Here is a 14,246-nt window from a genome sequence, read left to right on the forward strand (position 1 = left end):
CGGTTGGCTTCCCGTCCTGAAGTTTCAAATTGGCCACACCAGATTGATGAGAAAGACGACTACGAAGTAGGCCAGAACAACTTTCCAGTTCCATTGGTGTTTGTTTTCTTCGTTGATCACCCCGGCAGATTTCAATACGAGGTTTGTGACTATCAAAGCTGCAACAGTCACCACAGCGTGTGCAAGATCGAAGTGCATTTCTCAGCCTCCTTCACTTTTATAAACTAATCCGGACAAAATTCAGCAGTCGGAGGAAGGAAGCATGGTGACATCTGAATACCGACCCTCAGATGTAGTAATGCGCGCGCAAGCGCCTGTATTCCGGTTGAACCAGTACGAGGTCAGACCTTCGCTTCGGATGAGTTCAAATCCGAGACTTTGGATGCCCATTTCAGCCTGACCGGCGCGCGCACCTTCAAAAGACGAAAGGTCGCTTGAACTGCCGACGGTTGGCGACCCAGTATCCACTGATCCCCCGTTATCGTCACATGCCGCCAAAGCAAGGGCACAAACTGCGCCTCCAAGCAGCGATAGATTGGTTCTCATTTCTTCTCTCCCTTTCTGGTCTCCAGCAATCCAAAAATCCAGTGCAACTCACGCGTGGACTTACTCGATTCCAAATATGACGTTGTAGTCAACTTGCGCATTTCCCCGGTTAATAACTTCAACGACATGGTCACCAGATTGCCAAAGCTGGCCCCGGTATTCTTTGTCCGCCGGCATCATCTCCAGAAGCTCCGAGCCATCAGGGTTGCGAATGACGTAGTCCAACGACCCGTTTCGTGGCGCGACGCGCACATACAGAAACTGTTCGTTCTGCGCGCCAAGGACATATTGTTGAGAGGCGCCGGGCGCGAGTTGGCCGACGAGTTCGACACCGGTGGACCCGGCATCGAATTTGACACGCTGGCTACCGGTAGACCCGGCGGCACCGTCCATGGCTCCACCGCCATCATCCATGGCTTCGACAACCGACATCTCGCCGATGCTTCCATCCTTGTAAGCGATGCAGCGCCAAAGTGTTCCACCTGCATCACGCAGCATAACGAGCGTACCAGCTTCCGAGAACTGAGAGCTTTCAATCGTTCCGGATTGACCGTCTGGTCCACCAACCTGCCGCAAATGGTCGATACAAGCGTCGTCGGCTTCTGACATTGCAAAAGCAGCTGTGCTCGCGATTGCGAACATGGATGTGAGGAGCTTGAGTAAAACGAGTTTCATCAAATGGTTCCCTGTTGGCTTGTCCTTACTGTTTTGTTCCGTACAAAGCGGAACCTCACTTCGCTTCTCGTAACTTTGACAGAAATTCATCGCATGCCTGTGCGCTGCCGACGATCTCGCCCGTCGTTTCAATTCCTTGCATTGACGCCATTTCGGAATTCACGCGATTGAGGATCTGATCCGCTTGCTCGGCGGTGATAAGGTTCTCGGCTTGTGCTCCTTTCAATGTGGTGCAGACACCGGCGGACAAGCCTGTCGCAACGCCGACACCCATCGCGGCCCCACCACCCAAGGTCATCGCCCCAACCACGCCGAGGACGAGCCCGATCACAATTCCCAAGATCACTTTTCCCATGTTTTCCTCCCTTTTGGTGAGACAGAGCTCCGCCTTCATTTCTGGTGTAAACTGCGAGCCCATCTGCAAATGAAAACCAGCGCCAAAATGTTGAGCATCGGCGCAATCGCTGCAAACCACGGCTTGGCAGACTCCGAAATTAAGTCCGCTACAAGTATCCAAGGTAGTCCCAACGGCAGTAGGAACACTCCGGACAAAGGGTCTCGTTCCTGTCCCAACCAGCCAAATGTGCCCGTCAAGAATGCAATCAACGCCAACAGGTACAGGACCGCGAATACGATGATGGTGGTTCTACAAACCAAGTCGAGCCTCAGCAGATCAAGCCAGTGCTGCGTAGCCGTTTTCAGCTACGCAGCAGACAGGTCACAATGCGCCTTCGTCGCCCAAGAACTCGATACCAGCTGTCGCGCCATCACTGTAAGCAATGCAATTCCAAGGAGCACGATCCTCGCCAACGCCGACTGTGACCTGTGTTCCCGCCTCGCTAAACGCAGATGAGAGCACCACGACTTGCGAATTGTTTGTCGTGTTGGCTACATCTCGCAAACACGCCTGCTGAGCCGGCGTGAGCTCGGCGGACGCGCTTGATGTACTCGTATCGTCGCAGGCCGTAAGCAGTGCGAAACATGTCGCGCCTGCAATCATCACCATCTTGTTAGACATTTTCTTCTCCCTCTGGTTCCCTTGAAATTAGTGAAATTGGATGCGCTTGTTTGAAGCTCTCGCGTCTGTGCAGCCAATAGAACATACCTCGATCCTGTGACCATCTTACCCAAAACTTGCCGCGGGGGGCTTGGTCGGCGGGACGATATTTCGTTGACTATCGGGGCCGACAATAACGTGTGAAGGCCGAATGACGTCACTAGCAAATGCTAGAGCAAACTCTGAAAAGAGGGCGAGTACGTTAAGTCTTAGCATCGCGTCCTCCCAGCGCTCAATCATTGTAAAGTGCCTTCCGACCGCCAGCACTCACTCCAGCAGTCGGAAGGGCTCGGCACAGCGAGCAGCAACGACAACAACGGAGGTAAAATAAAGTTGTGTCGAATTCGCATGTTTGAATCTAATTTCTCATAAATCAATGTTTTTTCCGCGCGTAAATTTCTCTACGCTCTCGTACGATAGGCCTCTGCGTTCAAACAAAAAAGTAAGTGGGAGCTGCGAGTGTGTTCCCCTGAGTGGCGAAGCGATTTGAGGCCGCACAGAAACAATGAAGGGATTGAAAGATGGGATTTGGTGAAGCCGTTAAGACGTGTTTCTCGAAATACATCCAGTTCTCCGGTCGGGCTATACGCTCAGAATACTGGTGGTTCTTCTTGTTTGTGGTTCTCGTGAGTGCTGCTTTAGCTGTGCTGGATACGATCATATTCGGGACCAACCCAGAAACTGGGCAAGGATCTCGCGTCTTGTCCTCTGTTTTCCAACTGGCTGTTCTCATACCTATGCTGGCCGCCGGTTGGCGGAGACTGCATGATACAGGACGACCTGGCTGGTATTTGCTGCTGCCGATGGCGCTCAGCATTACAACGCTCTTTGTTATGCTGGGTGGGGTGGCGTTCTTCTCGGTCTTGGAGCAAGGGACCGAGAACCCTGACGCATTGCGAGGACCTGCGGCAGTCCTGGGCGTGTCCGGTATTGTTGTTGTCTCAATTCTTCAATTGGTTCTGTCCATTCTGATGATCTGGTGGTTGACGCGCCCTTCCCAAGAAGGCGCAAACGAATACGGCGAACCTGTTTCCTGACCTGGCTGCCCGGGCAATTGGCCGGACTCTCTGCTGAATAGCAGTGCGAACCGTAACACTATGGAGAGAGAAAATGAGTTTCAAAACGATTTCCACTGGGACGCTGATGGTGGTTATGGCGACTACAGCATCAGCGGAGTGGTCGTTTAGTTCCGGGCCCAATCCCAATGCATTTATTCAATCTGGAAACATGACGCTGGAACTACAGTGTAACCGTATCCGCTTTGCACCGGCTGGATATGAGGACAGCCAGGACATTGTGGAGAAGCAGGGGCTTTCCATTCGATTTTTGAAGAACGGCACCACCGAAGTTGGAGCATTTCAGGTTGGCGCAGAAAACGCTGCCTTGCAGATCGTCGACAACTATCCCGTCGAGGTCAGTTTCAATAGTCAGCAGGACTATGGTTTTGTACTGGACCAGCTTGCGGCCAATGCATCCGTTAATCTGTCTATGATTGATCAAGATGTCAGCTACGGAATCTTTGACTTACAAGGTTCCGGCGTGGCAATTCGGTCCCTTCGTTCCGCGTGCAACTCGGATGCTAGCCAGGGGACCTCCTACGAAGCACCCGAAGGCATCGTCTACTGTGGTGGCGGAGCGATAAAACGCGTGATCGAACCCGTAATTTTGGACAACCCGGACGGAGAGTGGGACGCGCGAGTAACGGTTAACGGTGCGTCGATCAGAGCCATGACAGCCTACAGCTACTTCGGAAACTCTGAGCCACCAGCCGGATTTGTCGTCGCCCTTCTTGGTGAAGACAGGTCCGAATTTCTGATTTTTAACGAAGGCTCGGCAAACTGGCTGGAATACGGGGACTACAGGTATGAACAATGCAACTGAAGCCACCTTCCAACCGGCTTCCCAATTGGCAAGCTACTTGAAACGTTTGGTATCTGCGATCCTGCTGGGTTCGGGCCTGGTTTGGACCTCACCAGTTGTCGCGGCTGACGTTTCGCGACTTCCAACCGGTTTGCGAGCAAAGGTTGATCTGGCGGCGCAGGCATGCGCGTCGTTCAACGACGGTCAGTTTGACTTAGATTGGGGTGCGGTTGAAAGGGTCGATCTCGACGGAGATCTACAACGCGACTGGGTTTTGAATGAGTCTGGTTTTGCGTGTTCGAGCGCTGCATCTCTTTACTGCGGAACTGGCGGATGCATGTCGCACTTCTTGATTGAAGAGGAGGTTCAATCCTTGCTCAACCAGGGCTGGACGGTTGTTGATTTTGGGCGTCAACGCGTTGTTGTTGCGGATATTCATGGCTCCAATTGCGACGGAATAAACCCAACGCCTTGCGTCACCGCCAGTGTTTGGGATGCGGACGCTAAGACGTGGCGCTCATCTGCTGGCGATTGGGAATAAGTTGCATTTGAAAATTGCAGATAAGCCACAGGAGCTGGTTTGTTCGATGGGTTCTCTGTGGCATGCAAACTTATGGGCAAATTGTACAAAGTTATGCGCAAATACCGCGCAGAGTTATGGGCAAGCTTCCAAGGTTTTCTTCAATGAAATCAATGTTGGGAATGCAGCGTTATGAGCGTACCTACAGTCTCTGAAGGGATTCAATAAAGGTTTCTTTTGTTGCGAACTTGCCTGCGGGTTGGGACGCTACTGAAACACCTTACTGCATGGACATCGCAATCCGGGTCGTAACTAAACGTGAGCAGTATTGCTGGGGTTCATGCTCAATGTGACTTCTGGAATCCCAGGTTTGGGTTCTCAGGCAGTTTGAACGTTCTGCGCAGAAAGCAGACTTTGCAAAGTTCAGCCAAAGACGTATTTTCGGTAATGATCAAGCAATCAATATGCGGCGCTAAAACCCGCATTTTTGATAGGTTTCTGTTTCGGCTGCCATCATATTTGTGACCCCGGTTTTTTCGTCCCGGGGTCACATTTAGATACGCGAGTACTATTCGGCTGGCATCGTTGATGTTTCGGGATCAACAGTTGATGCGATGCCAGCCGCTTCGCGGCGCCCATCGTTCCAGATCGCTTTTATCAAAGCAATGCACATCAGCGCCATGACGATAGAGAAAGGTAATGCGCCGATTACCATAGCGGTCTGAATGGCCCCGGTTCCACCTGAGATCAGAAGGCCTCCAACCACCAATGCCAGCGCAGCGCCCCAGAACATGATATGCGGACGTGCCTTGGGCCCTTCGTCACCAGCCGCGTTGATCGTATTCACGATCAACACGGCCGAGTCAGCCGAAGTGACAAGGAAGGTCATCAGCAAAATCACGATCACAACCGCCATGGCCCAGGCCAGGAACTCGGCTATGGGCGCGAGCATGTAGGTGGTCATGGCAAAGATCTTGTCACCATTAGCCGCATCCAGGATCACACCGTTTGCGCCACCGTTCAGCTCAAGGTCGATAGCGGTGCCGCCGGCCCATGCAAACCAGACAAAGCACATCAGCGACGGTACGATCATCGCACCCAGCACGAACTCACGGATGGACCGCCCCCGCGAGATGCGCGCCAAGAACAATCCGACGAAAGGTGCAAACGCGATCCACCAGGCCCAATAAAACACCGGCCACCAACCCTGCCATTGTGCCAGCAGGAAAGATTCAGACCCTTCTACGCCATCCGAGGCGTAGACGTTGAAGCTGAGCCAGGGCAGAGCAACCAGATAGTCCCAGATGCCGACAAAGAATGCCTTGGCGCCAAAGAACGTAGCCCCGAACAGGATGAAGAAACCCAGAAGGAAGATCGATAGCGCCATATTAATGTTCGACAGCCACTTGATGCCCTTACCCACACCAGACAGAGCTGACAGTGTCGAAGCCCCCATGATGACCAGCAACGCGACGATGATGCCCAGCGTTGTGGCTGAACCGTCTGTATTTGCCAGGCCGCCGATGCCGATACGCGTCAGGCCCGCAACGAACTGCTCAACACCAAAGCCAAGCGTCTGTGCCACACCCAAGATGGTTGCAACGACGGCGACGATATCGATCAGGTGGCCAAGGTTGCCCGAAAGCGCCTTACCAAAAAGCGGCGTCAGGGATGAGCGGATCGTCAGCGGAAGCCCACGGCGATAGCTGAAGAATGCCAATGCAAGACCTGCAATCGCGTAGCACGCCCAAGCGCCCAATCCCCAATGCAGATAGGACCACACGTAGGCAGTGCGCACATTGTCCGCATCTAGGGCTGTAGTGACCCCCTGAATAACCGAAGGATTGTTCTTGAAGTGGGCCACGGGTTCCGCCACCGCCCAGGTCAACATCCCAACTCCGATACCTGCACCGAACATCATCGAGAACCATGAGAAATTCGAGAACTCCGGCTTTTCGCCTTCTACACCCAGGTTCAGACGTCCTGCGGCTGGCCAGATGGCCAAACCAATACAGACGATAACAAACCCGGTTACGACCCAGATGTACCAAGCTGCAAACTGAGCCAGAATGGCTGCATTCCAATCGCCAAGGATCCTGCCGGCCTGGGTCGGCCAAACGATGCACCAGACGACCAGCAAACTAATGATAATCTTACTGATCACCGTGACGTTAACACTGAACCCCCTATAAAAACCGTTGTCAGCGGTCTTAATCGGAAGTTCTGATAGAGGTGGCTTTATCGCCATAATCAACTTCTCCCTGTTTTTGATATTCTGGTGGGACAGTCTGCTAGTTTTGGCCCGATCGCCCATATTGCCGGGAAACCAGTGAGCCCAACGATGCACACCAGTTGCATCGTCAATCTCACTGGGTCCGGGGAGTTAAAACGCGCCGAAATTCTTAGCTTCTCAGAGCCAGCGCACGCGTGTGAATTTCGTTAATCGGATGGCTGTCCGCACCTATGGCCGCGGTTTTGTTTGGTTATCATTGGCTCCCGTGTTTCTCTCACAGGGCTGCACTCGCGCCCATTGGCATAGTTTTTGGTATAAATTTTCTCTCTTTTGCAGTAGCTGAGTAATTATGGGTGACATTAACAGAGTTAATACCAGTCTAAGCCGAAACCTCGTGGCGCTTTATGCGTTCGAAATGGTCGCGAAGCATGGAAACTTTACAAGTGCCGGCGACGCTCTCGGGCTGACCCAGTCCTCGATCTCGCAACGGATAAAAGGTTTGGAGGTCGATCTGGGCGTCGTCCTCTTCAAAAGAGAACACCGGGGCGTTTCACTGACTTATGAGGGGTTGAGGCTTTTGAATGTGGTCAGACCCGCAATGACGCAGATGAATTTTGCGGTAAACTCTTTGCTCGAGCGCAAAACTAAACCCAGTGTTCGAATCTCAGCCGATTTTGCGTTCTCAACATTCTGGCTGCTTCCGCGTCTTGGTTACCTCCGAGAGGAAATCGGGGATGAAATTGAAATTCAGATTTTGGCCTCCACTGTGCCGCCCGGCCTGGATGATACCGATTGCGACATTCGTATCCATGTTGCACCCAAAGCCCAGATCAAACCTGATGAAATACTACTCTTGGAAGAGGTTGTCGCCGCTGTTTGCAGTCCTCAGCTATTAGAGAAGATTGGATCAATCCAAAATCCCGCGGACTTGCTGGATGTTCAACTTCTGAGCCTGTCAAAACCTGCAACCGCAGCGTGGCAAACCTGGCAAGGATGGTTTGATAGCCTGGGCATAACTGGCAAAAGAAAGAAAAATTACATCAGTTTCAACAACTATGACATGGTCACCCAGGCTGCTTTGTCTGGTGAAGGTGTCGCATTGGGGTGGATTGGATTGATTGATGATCTGCTCAGCAAGGGGTCTCTGGTGACCGTTACGGACGATTTAGTCTTCAGCGATGCTGGTTATGTAATGTCTCGAAGTCATACCAACTCCGGCAGGGGGTCCAGGCTTGTGTTCGACTGGATTGCGGATCAAGTTCTCGCAGCATCTTCGAATTAGAACGTCGCTGAGTTGTTCAGTCAGCTCGGCCATAACGTCAGGTCAATTCGAAAACTACGGCAATACTACAACAACATGAAGCGGCATTGAAAACTTGCTTTCTTCTCGCTTTACGGAATTGCAAAATCTGGTCGCGAATGTCGGCTACGGGCTGAATCAGCCAAATATGCAACCCGTAGAAAATGACTGCTGTGGGCCAAAGCTGCCGAAAACTGACTCGGTCCTAAGGTGTTTTGTCAACCACGGGCGCGCATCTCCAAAGCGTCTTGTGTAGTTAGAATGTGTCCCGCGTAACCCCATGAACCGCTGCTTACCTCTAGCAACCGGACAGACGTTCCATTTTGTATTGTTTGCCCGGCGACTTCGCCGAAGGCCTTGGTGACATTTTGTATTATCTTGCCTTTTTCTTCTGCCGAAAACACACCTTCAAGTACCTGAATTTCAATTGAGGGCATCGCACACTCCATTTCTTAAGACTTACCAAAATGCTGGTCTATACTTGGTCGATTGTTCGACAAGATGACATGCAATGCCCATTCTTGTAAGAATCCTATGCAGTTCGAGAGGAGCAACTACATGTCAGCAATGGTTTCATTTCGCTCGGTTGTTGATCCAACGGATTGCGATTTTCTTGGACATATGAATGTTTCGAGGTACTTCGCCGCATGTTCCGACGGTGTTTTAGCCATTCAATCTGAAATGGGGTTAACCGCAAACGATATGCGAACGGGCCGCCGTGTTTCATTCGCCGTAGTCAACGCTCAAAGCGATTTCCGCGCAGAGCTTACTGCTGGTGAATCGATACGGCTGGAGACGGAAGTTGTAGCGATTGGCTCCAAATCCATGACCTTTAGACATCGGCTTTTTCGAGCTGACGGCAACAAAATAGCGTTCGAAACCGAATTCAAATGCGTACTGCTAAGCCTCGAAACCCGCCAAGCCACAGAGATACCCGATGACGTTCGCAAACGTGCAACCAAATGGTTGGGGAATCCAACCTGAATGACCAGAAAGTCCCGAATTGCGTTGGTTCACTCCGACCAATCTTAGCGCCGTACATCAATCGGTGGCTTTGGTCAGCATCGCTAGAATTACAAAGCTCGGTTTTGAAGGTCCGCTTTGGGCTGCGATCTGTCGCAGACATTGTATGCAGAAAATGTCTGCAGTGAGCCCAATGCAGTCATCCATCGTTGCTTGAGCAGGACAATAAATTGCGCATTTGACAACAAGTATTTACGGCCCTCATGCTAAAATTTGGAAATCGAAGTGGAACGACCAAAGGTAATTTCATGTTTAGATCATCAACCCGAAGTGAAGCAGAAAGTTTGTTAAGCGGACTTGCTCTTGGATTTTCTGCGGACCCATTCATGCGTTGGCTGTATCCTGAACCTGCCGATTTCCTCTCCCACTTCCCGCGAGTAATGGACTTCTTTGGAGGGCGTGCATTTGAACAGGGCAGCGCGTTTCGAAACGATGATTTCACCGCTGGCGCACTTTGGCTTCCGCCAAGCATTCACCCTGATGAAGAACGGCTTGTCGCCTGTTTTGAGCAGACGGTCTCACCAGAAAAGCATGATGCGTTGTTCGAAACCTTTGGGCAGATGGACAATTATCATCCAGATGAGGACTGCTGGCATTTAGCATTTATTGCGGTCGACCCAATTCGCCAAGGAAAAGGGTTGGGTTCCGCGTTGCTTGAATGCTGCCTCAAACGTTGTGACGAAGATGGAAGACCTGCTTACTTAGAGTCGACAAACCCTACAAATCTATCGCTGTATAAGCGCTATGGTTTTCAAGAGATGGGTCTAATCAAAGCCGACCAAGCCCCACCCCTATTTCCGATGTTTCGAGCCGCCCAATAGCGATAGAACAAACGGCTGCATTGTCCGCTTCTCGGAAAACTGCAAAGTCTAGTTTTGAATTTCCGGTTTGGGCTGCGACCGGTCACAGATACGCGTCGCGGATATCTGAGCGAACTGCCATGTCGCAAAGCGACGTGACCTATTCTTTGACCCATGGTAGTGGCCCTGTGAAAGGGCACTCCATGACAGCGGAACAAAAACTACAAAACCCGACAGCTGGTATTGTGTTCGTGCTGATCGGAATATTGGCGATTTCTGTCAATGACATGCTGATCAAATTCCTGTCTGGCGGTTACCCCTTGCACCAGATGGTGTTTACAAGATCGTTGATCGGGATCGGGTTCAGCTTTGCCCTGGTCCAGATGGAGGGCGGTTGGCGCATCCTGAAAACCGATCAGCCGGGACTTCACCTTGTGCGCGGTTTGCTGATTGTCATTGCCAATCTGACGTTCTTTACGGCCCTGGCGGTAATGCCGCTGGCGGAAGCCACCGCTGTTTTCTTCGTAGCCCCCTTGATGATCACCTTGCTGAGTATCCCATTGCTTGGCGAAAAAGTTGGGCCGATGCGGATTGGTGCTGTGCTTGTGGGATTTTTGGGCGTGGTGATCATGACTCGCCCATGGGAGGCCGGCGGCGAGCGTGAAGTTGGTCTGTTGATGTATGCCTTACCGGTTCTTGCTGCATTTACCTATGCCCTCAACAACGTGATGACCCGTTTTCTTGGCGCAAAGTCCAAAGCCTCAGCAATGGCCGTGTACATTCAGGCGTGCTTTATCGTTGTCAGTCTGTTGTTCTGGTCAGTGGCAGGGGATGGCCGTTTTGCGAGCGAGCTCGAGAACGATAGCCTGATCTTCTTACTGCGTGCGTGGGTTTGGCCCGAAGGGGCTGACCGCTGGTTGTTTATTGGCCTCGGATTCAATTCTGCAATTGTCGGGTATTGCCTTGGCCAGGCCTACCGAATGGCAGACGCAGCTACTGTGGCACCGTTTGAATATGTCGGTCTTCCCATGGCTATTTTTTGGGGATGGGTCATCTGGGGCGAACTCCCAAACCTGCCTGTCGCAGTCGGTATTTCACTGATCTTGGGGTCAGGACTGTTTGTCTTTTTGCGCGAGCGTCAGAAAAAGAGGCACGTTGTTACTGAAAAGAGAGTGCACCGTCGGTATTAGGTGCCAAATCAATTCTGGCCAAAAGCCGCTCAAAAATACCTTGGGATATTGAATATCAATCACAGTTGAGCACTGATGAATCTTGTCATTAATGAGATGAGAATTTTGATGCGATACACAGTCATTCTTGCTGCGCTAATTCTTACCGCTTGCGGCAATGAACCCGCAGAGCCTTTGACGCGACTTTATCCCGGTGAAACCCCTGAGCTGCGCGTGATGATCAACGAAACCGCGGACGCAAACGGTGTACCGCGGAGCCTCGTACACCGTGTGATCCAGCGAGAAAGCGACTACCGCCCCAATGCCCGAAATGGTCCCTATTACGGGCTGATGCAGATTCTGCCTGCTACTGCGCGCCAGATGGGATTTCGCGGACAGCCTTCCGACCTCTTGGACGCTCAGACCAATCTAACATACGCCATTAGATATTTGCGTGGTGCTTGGATGGTTTCAGATGGAAATGAGCCCGAAGCGGTCATGTGGTATGCCCGAGGGTATTATTACGAGGCGCGAAACAGATGCATGCTTGTGGCCACCGGGCTTAGGGATACTGAGGTGCGAAAGTACTGCGGATGAAGCCTTCTCTGACATTCTTATTCCCCTCTGGAACTGAGACTTTTGGGCAAATTGCTAACTTTGAGTTATTTGTCATGGCCCCGGAAAAGCTAGTTGTCGGGCGTGCGAGCGCTTCCTCAGGAGAGGCTCCAATTCTGCAAACGACCTAGTCCTCCGGGGCAAGTAGTTTGCACTGGTGTGGAAAGACGGGAGACTGGCACCGAAATTCCTACCTGTGCGTTGCTTTAGGTGTCGTCTGGTGACACGCCCTGCCTATTATCAGAAGTTGGTTCAATCTCCCGAATGGCCAACTCCGCGATTTTTCGAACCAGATACCAAACGCTGCTCCGGCGTGTATGCCCCTTGATCCAGCCAGTCACATCCTGAGCCGGGATCCTACCGCTAGTGTGGATGAGGATCTGGCGCGATTGCGCAGGCAGATGATGGCTGTGTTTGAGCGGTGAAGTCTGTTTGACAGAAATATGCAGAAACCGAGTTTGTTGAGTTTCCGCTACGCGTAGCGGTAGATAACAGATTTGCAGAGCAGTTGTACTTGTCGGTGGGATTTTCTCCAACGGGTATCGATATTCGAAGACCTAGTTATTACCCGTATTTCAGTATGCTCTTGGCCATTCGTATTTATGGATGGGCTGCTTGGTATTGTCTCTGAATTCTCAGAAGAGAATGGACATTTAAGTGCCCTGATCTCGCTATTCTTGCCGGAGGCAGAAAAAGCAGGGGAGACACGAATTTTCCAGATGCTGTAAGACGTATGAGTGACCAAAAGCTAACACTAAGCTGCCTTCAGACCACCAGCATCGCCTGCGATACCGACTATGCAATCATCGCCGATCTGAATGCGATTTGCCGGGCTTTCACCTCCGAGTTCCAGTTTGGGTGAGGTTAACCAGAACGCGCATTGCCACGGGGTCATTTCACGTGGCAGGGCTTTCAACACTTTTTCCATCAAAGGAAGCGGGGTTCCATCCTGAGCAAACTGGAAAGATGGATAGGCGTTGGCTCCTTTGTAAGGTAAAGAAAGCACCTTCCCGGTTCGTGTCCAGATGTCGGCTATCCGCGTGATCTGCCAGGAGCCCTTCTGCCATTGTGCGTGCACGCCTACATCGTCCAGCAACGGATACTCACGCGCAAAATCATCCATCCGGATGTCATTGACCGCGCAACAATGCCCCTCGAAATTATGCAAATACATCTACTCACTCACTGAACTCACTAACAACTCATGAAACGATACTGCCAAAAAACCGTTCTAACCAAAGTTAAGAAGTTCACATTGGGCAAATTAAACTTCAGCTAACCTCGTTTTTTTTTGCCTAGCGCGCTGAAATTATTGTTGGTTTGCTTGCGATGACCCGCCGTTCTGATGCTCGTAAAACCAGTTCTGAATTCCTGGCTTTGTTACTCATTGGAGTAGTAATCCTCACAAGATGAGGGCATTGGCTATGAATCTACCGAACCAATCTCTGGTTTGTGAGTGATCAAGATCAGCGCGTTGGACAAAGCCGCCAGTCACTCAGTCCAGTGTTGGAAACTAGTACCGAGCGCGGGCTCTCTTTTCTACGATCACGATCCTCCTCGTCTGACACTCCCGCAAAAAGACAAACAGCCCTGATCCTAAGATTAGCGTGACACCAACCGGGATGGGGAGGTCTTGTATTTCTACCGACCTAAATTCCTTTCTCTGGTCATAATACGGACTGACCATTCCAAAAATTTCCTACCGCCACCTTGAATTTCTGGACCATTCATTCCAAATCATGCGCATGAGCAAAAAAACTCTCCCAAATGGCGACATCAAATCATCCGCAGGTCCAGGTAGACCTCGTGCCTTTGACGAAGCTGAGGCATTGGAAAAAGCCTTGTGCGTATTCTGGCACAAGGGCTACGAGACCGCGTCCGTGGATGATCTGACCAAGGCCATGGGTTTGAGTCGGTCCAGCTTCTATGGAGCGTTCGGCAACAAGCAGGCTTTGTTTCACAAAGCCCTCAGCCACTATTCAAGGCGTGGTTTGAAAGCGCTGCGTGACGTTGCTGACGCGGGTGGAGATGACCCTGTTGGTGCGATAATGGAAGCTTTGGCGAACCCGCAAGGCGGTCGTGATGGCTGTATGCTTATCAACTGCCTGACGGAACTTGCTCCTCATGACGATGAAGTGGCGGCTCTCGGGCGGCAGCATTTGGAGAATATTGACGAGATTATTGCGAGAGCGCTTGAGCCTTCGGATCCGGGACAGGCCCTCGACAAGGCACGCGCCTTTGCGTCCCTTGCAATCGGAACACTAGCCTTGCGCAAGGCGGGCGTTCCCGCTGAGCAGATATCGCAAACCCTGAAACAAGCCCGGTTGGTGATTTCGCCATAAGGCCTCCCGCCACCATAAGGAAATGAAACCTAAAACAAACTCAATCAAAAGACAGTGACCCTAATTTTGGACTAATTGGTCCAATAATATTTGAACGCAGTTTACC

16 protein-coding genes are annotated in these 14,246 nt (G+C 51.5%); 9 read left to right on the forward strand and 7 right to left on the reverse strand.

Going from position 1 to position 14,246, the window contains the following annotated elements:
* Window positions 1-24: 24 nt before the first annotated feature.
* From ACR0AL_RS14680 to ACR0AL_RS14695, 4 genes are all read right to left on the reverse strand, one after another.
* Complete coding sequence (locus ACR0AL_RS14680; protein ID WP_170399849.1) at window positions 25-198, reverse strand: hypothetical protein; 174 nt, start codon at window positions 196-198, stop codon at window positions 25-27.
* A gap of 408 nt (window positions 199-606) precedes the next feature.
* Window positions 607-1,221, reverse strand: coding sequence for a hypothetical protein (locus ACR0AL_RS14685; RefSeq protein WP_480663584.1), 615 nt, complete (start codon window positions 1,219-1,221; stop codon window positions 607-609).
* A gap of 55 nt (window positions 1,222-1,276) precedes the next feature.
* Window positions 1,277-1,696 (reverse strand): hypothetical protein, encoded by a 420-nt coding sequence (locus tag ACR0AL_RS14690; RefSeq protein WP_425082516.1) that lies wholly within the window; start codon window positions 1,694-1,696, stop codon window positions 1,277-1,279.
* A gap of 243 nt (window positions 1,697-1,939) precedes the next feature.
* Window positions 1,940-2,239: a hypothetical protein gene (locus tag ACR0AL_RS14695; protein WP_425082515.1), complete on the reverse strand. Its 300-nt coding sequence runs from the start codon at window positions 2,237-2,239 to the stop codon at window positions 1,940-1,942.
* 560 nt (window positions 2,240-2,799) lie between these two features.
* Here ACR0AL_RS14695 and ACR0AL_RS14700 point away from each other — a divergent pair.
* The 3 genes from ACR0AL_RS14700 to ACR0AL_RS14710 all read left to right on the forward strand — a co-directional run bounded on the left by ACR0AL_RS14700 (window position 2,800) and on the right by ACR0AL_RS14710 (window position 4,679).
* Window positions 2,800-3,315 (forward strand): DUF805 domain-containing protein, encoded by a 516-nt coding sequence (locus tag ACR0AL_RS14700; protein ID WP_480663586.1) that lies wholly within the window; start codon window positions 2,800-2,802, stop codon window positions 3,313-3,315.
* Window positions 3,316-3,388: 73 nt separating this feature from the next.
* Window positions 3,389-4,159 (forward strand): hypothetical protein, encoded by a 771-nt coding sequence (locus ACR0AL_RS14705; protein WP_480663588.1) that lies wholly within the window; start codon window positions 3,389-3,391, stop codon window positions 4,157-4,159.
* On the forward strand, window positions 4,143-4,679 hold the full coding sequence (locus ACR0AL_RS14710) for a hypothetical protein (protein WP_226689732.1): 537 nt from the start codon (window positions 4,143-4,145) through the stop codon (window positions 4,677-4,679). The genes ACR0AL_RS14705 and ACR0AL_RS14710 overlap by 17 nt, the downstream gene beginning before the upstream one ends.
* A 547-nt stretch (window positions 4,680-5,226) precedes the next feature.
* Here ACR0AL_RS14710 and ACR0AL_RS14715 read toward each other — a convergent pair.
* A complete protein-coding gene (locus tag ACR0AL_RS14715) occupies window positions 5,227-6,906 on the reverse strand; it encodes a BCCT family transporter (protein WP_170352056.1) in 1,680 nt (559 codons plus the stop codon).
* Between the two features lie 334 nt (window positions 6,907-7,240).
* Between ACR0AL_RS14715 and ACR0AL_RS14720 the strand changes: the two genes are divergently transcribed.
* Window positions 7,241-8,173 carry a LysR family transcriptional regulator gene (locus ACR0AL_RS14720; RefSeq protein ID WP_170361945.1) on the forward strand — a complete coding sequence of 311 codons (933 nt, stop codon included), beginning with the start codon at window positions 7,241-7,243 and terminating at the stop codon, window positions 8,171-8,173.
* Between the two features lie 236 nt (window positions 8,174-8,409).
* Here ACR0AL_RS14720 and ACR0AL_RS14725 read toward each other — a convergent pair whose 3' ends face one another.
* Window positions 8,410-8,628 (reverse strand): tautomerase family protein, encoded by a 219-nt coding sequence (locus ACR0AL_RS14725; RefSeq protein WP_170352054.1) that lies wholly within the window; start codon window positions 8,626-8,628, stop codon window positions 8,410-8,412.
* Window positions 8,629-8,749: 121 nt separating this feature from the next.
* Between ACR0AL_RS14725 and ACR0AL_RS14730 the strand changes: the two genes are divergently transcribed.
* The 4 genes from ACR0AL_RS14730 (at window position 8,750) to ACR0AL_RS14745 (ending at window position 11,780) form a co-directional block, all read left to right on the forward strand.
* Complete coding sequence (locus tag ACR0AL_RS14730; RefSeq protein WP_170379559.1) at window positions 8,750-9,175, forward strand: acyl-CoA thioesterase; 426 nt, start codon at window positions 8,750-8,752, stop codon at window positions 9,173-9,175.
* A 365-nt stretch (window positions 9,176-9,540) separates the two neighbouring features.
* Window positions 9,541-10,035 carry a GNAT family N-acetyltransferase gene (locus ACR0AL_RS14735; protein WP_170379561.1) on the forward strand — a complete coding sequence of 165 codons (495 nt, stop codon included), beginning with the start codon at window positions 9,541-9,543 and terminating at the stop codon, window positions 10,033-10,035.
* A gap of 182 nt (window positions 10,036-10,217) precedes the next feature.
* Window positions 10,218-11,204, forward strand: coding sequence for a DMT family transporter (locus ACR0AL_RS14740; RefSeq protein ID WP_170352051.1), 987 nt, complete (start codon window positions 10,218-10,220; stop codon window positions 11,202-11,204).
* Window positions 11,205-11,312: 108 nt separating this feature from the next.
* Window positions 11,313-11,780: a lytic transglycosylase domain-containing protein gene (locus ACR0AL_RS14745; protein WP_254428635.1), complete on the forward strand. Its 468-nt coding sequence runs from the start codon at window positions 11,313-11,315 to the stop codon at window positions 11,778-11,780.
* A 772-nt stretch (window positions 11,781-12,552) separates the two neighbouring features.
* Here the strand turns inward: ACR0AL_RS14745 and ACR0AL_RS14750 are convergent.
* Window positions 12,553-12,972, reverse strand: coding sequence for a hypothetical protein (locus ACR0AL_RS14750; RefSeq protein WP_170414957.1), 420 nt, complete (start codon window positions 12,970-12,972; stop codon window positions 12,553-12,555).
* Between the two features lie 571 nt (window positions 12,973-13,543).
* Between ACR0AL_RS14750 and ACR0AL_RS14755 the strand changes: the two genes are divergently transcribed.
* The gene (locus tag ACR0AL_RS14755; protein ID WP_170379638.1) at window positions 13,544-14,140 is read left to right on the forward strand and encodes a TetR/AcrR family transcriptional regulator; all 597 of its coding nucleotides are present in this window, start codon (window positions 13,544-13,546) and stop codon (window positions 14,138-14,140) included.
* The last annotated feature ends 106 nt before the right edge of the window (window positions 14,141-14,246 follow it).

Source organism: Ruegeria sp. BB1 (assembly GCF_056539465.1).

What these genes read in the sequence shown, in the direction of transcription:
- ACR0AL_RS14695 (WP_425082515.1), bottom strand. Translation starts at nt 2,239, where the DNA reads ATGTCTAACAAGATGGTGATGATTGCAGGCGCGACATGTTTCGCACTG.
- ACR0AL_RS14740 (WP_170352051.1), top strand. Translation starts at nt 10,218, where the DNA reads ATGACAGCGGAACAAAAACTACAAAACCCGACAGCTGGTATTGTGTTC.
- ACR0AL_RS14685 (WP_480663584.1), bottom strand. Translation starts at nt 1,221, where the DNA reads ATGAAACTCGTTTTACTCAAGCTCCTCACATCCATGTTCGCAATCGCG.
- ACR0AL_RS14720 (WP_170361945.1), top strand. Translation starts at nt 7,241, where the DNA reads ATGGGTGACATTAACAGAGTTAATACCAGTCTAAGCCGAAACCTCGTG.
- ACR0AL_RS14715 (WP_170352056.1), bottom strand. Translation starts at nt 6,906, where the DNA reads ATGGCGATAAAGCCACCTCTATCAGAACTTCCGATTAAGACCGCTGAC.
- ACR0AL_RS14725 (WP_170352054.1), bottom strand. Translation starts at nt 8,628, where the DNA reads ATGCCCTCAATTGAAATTCAGGTACTTGAAGGTGTGTTTTCGGCAGAA.
- ACR0AL_RS14750 (WP_170414957.1), bottom strand. Translation starts at nt 12,972, where the DNA reads ATGTATTTGCATAATTTCGAGGGGCATTGTTGCGCGGTCAATGACATC.
- ACR0AL_RS14755 (WP_170379638.1), top strand. Translation starts at nt 13,544, where the DNA reads ATGAGCAAAAAAACTCTCCCAAATGGCGACATCAAATCATCCGCAGGT.
- ACR0AL_RS14745 (WP_254428635.1), top strand. Translation starts at nt 11,313, where the DNA reads ATGCGATACACAGTCATTCTTGCTGCGCTAATTCTTACCGCTTGCGGC.
- ACR0AL_RS14735 (WP_170379561.1), top strand. Translation starts at nt 9,541, where the DNA reads ATGCGTTGGCTGTATCCTGAACCTGCCGATTTCCTCTCCCACTTCCCG.
- ACR0AL_RS14730 (WP_170379559.1), top strand. Translation starts at nt 8,750, where the DNA reads ATGTCAGCAATGGTTTCATTTCGCTCGGTTGTTGATCCAACGGATTGC.
- ACR0AL_RS14700 (WP_480663586.1), top strand. Translation starts at nt 2,800, where the DNA reads ATGGGATTTGGTGAAGCCGTTAAGACGTGTTTCTCGAAATACATCCAG.
- ACR0AL_RS14710 (WP_226689732.1), top strand. Translation starts at nt 4,143, where the DNA reads ATGAACAATGCAACTGAAGCCACCTTCCAACCGGCTTCCCAATTGGCA.
- ACR0AL_RS14680 (WP_170399849.1), bottom strand. Translation starts at nt 198, where the DNA reads ATGCACTTCGATCTTGCACACGCTGTGGTGACTGTTGCAGCTTTGATA.
- ACR0AL_RS14705 (WP_480663588.1), top strand. Translation starts at nt 3,389, where the DNA reads ATGAGTTTCAAAACGATTTCCACTGGGACGCTGATGGTGGTTATGGCG.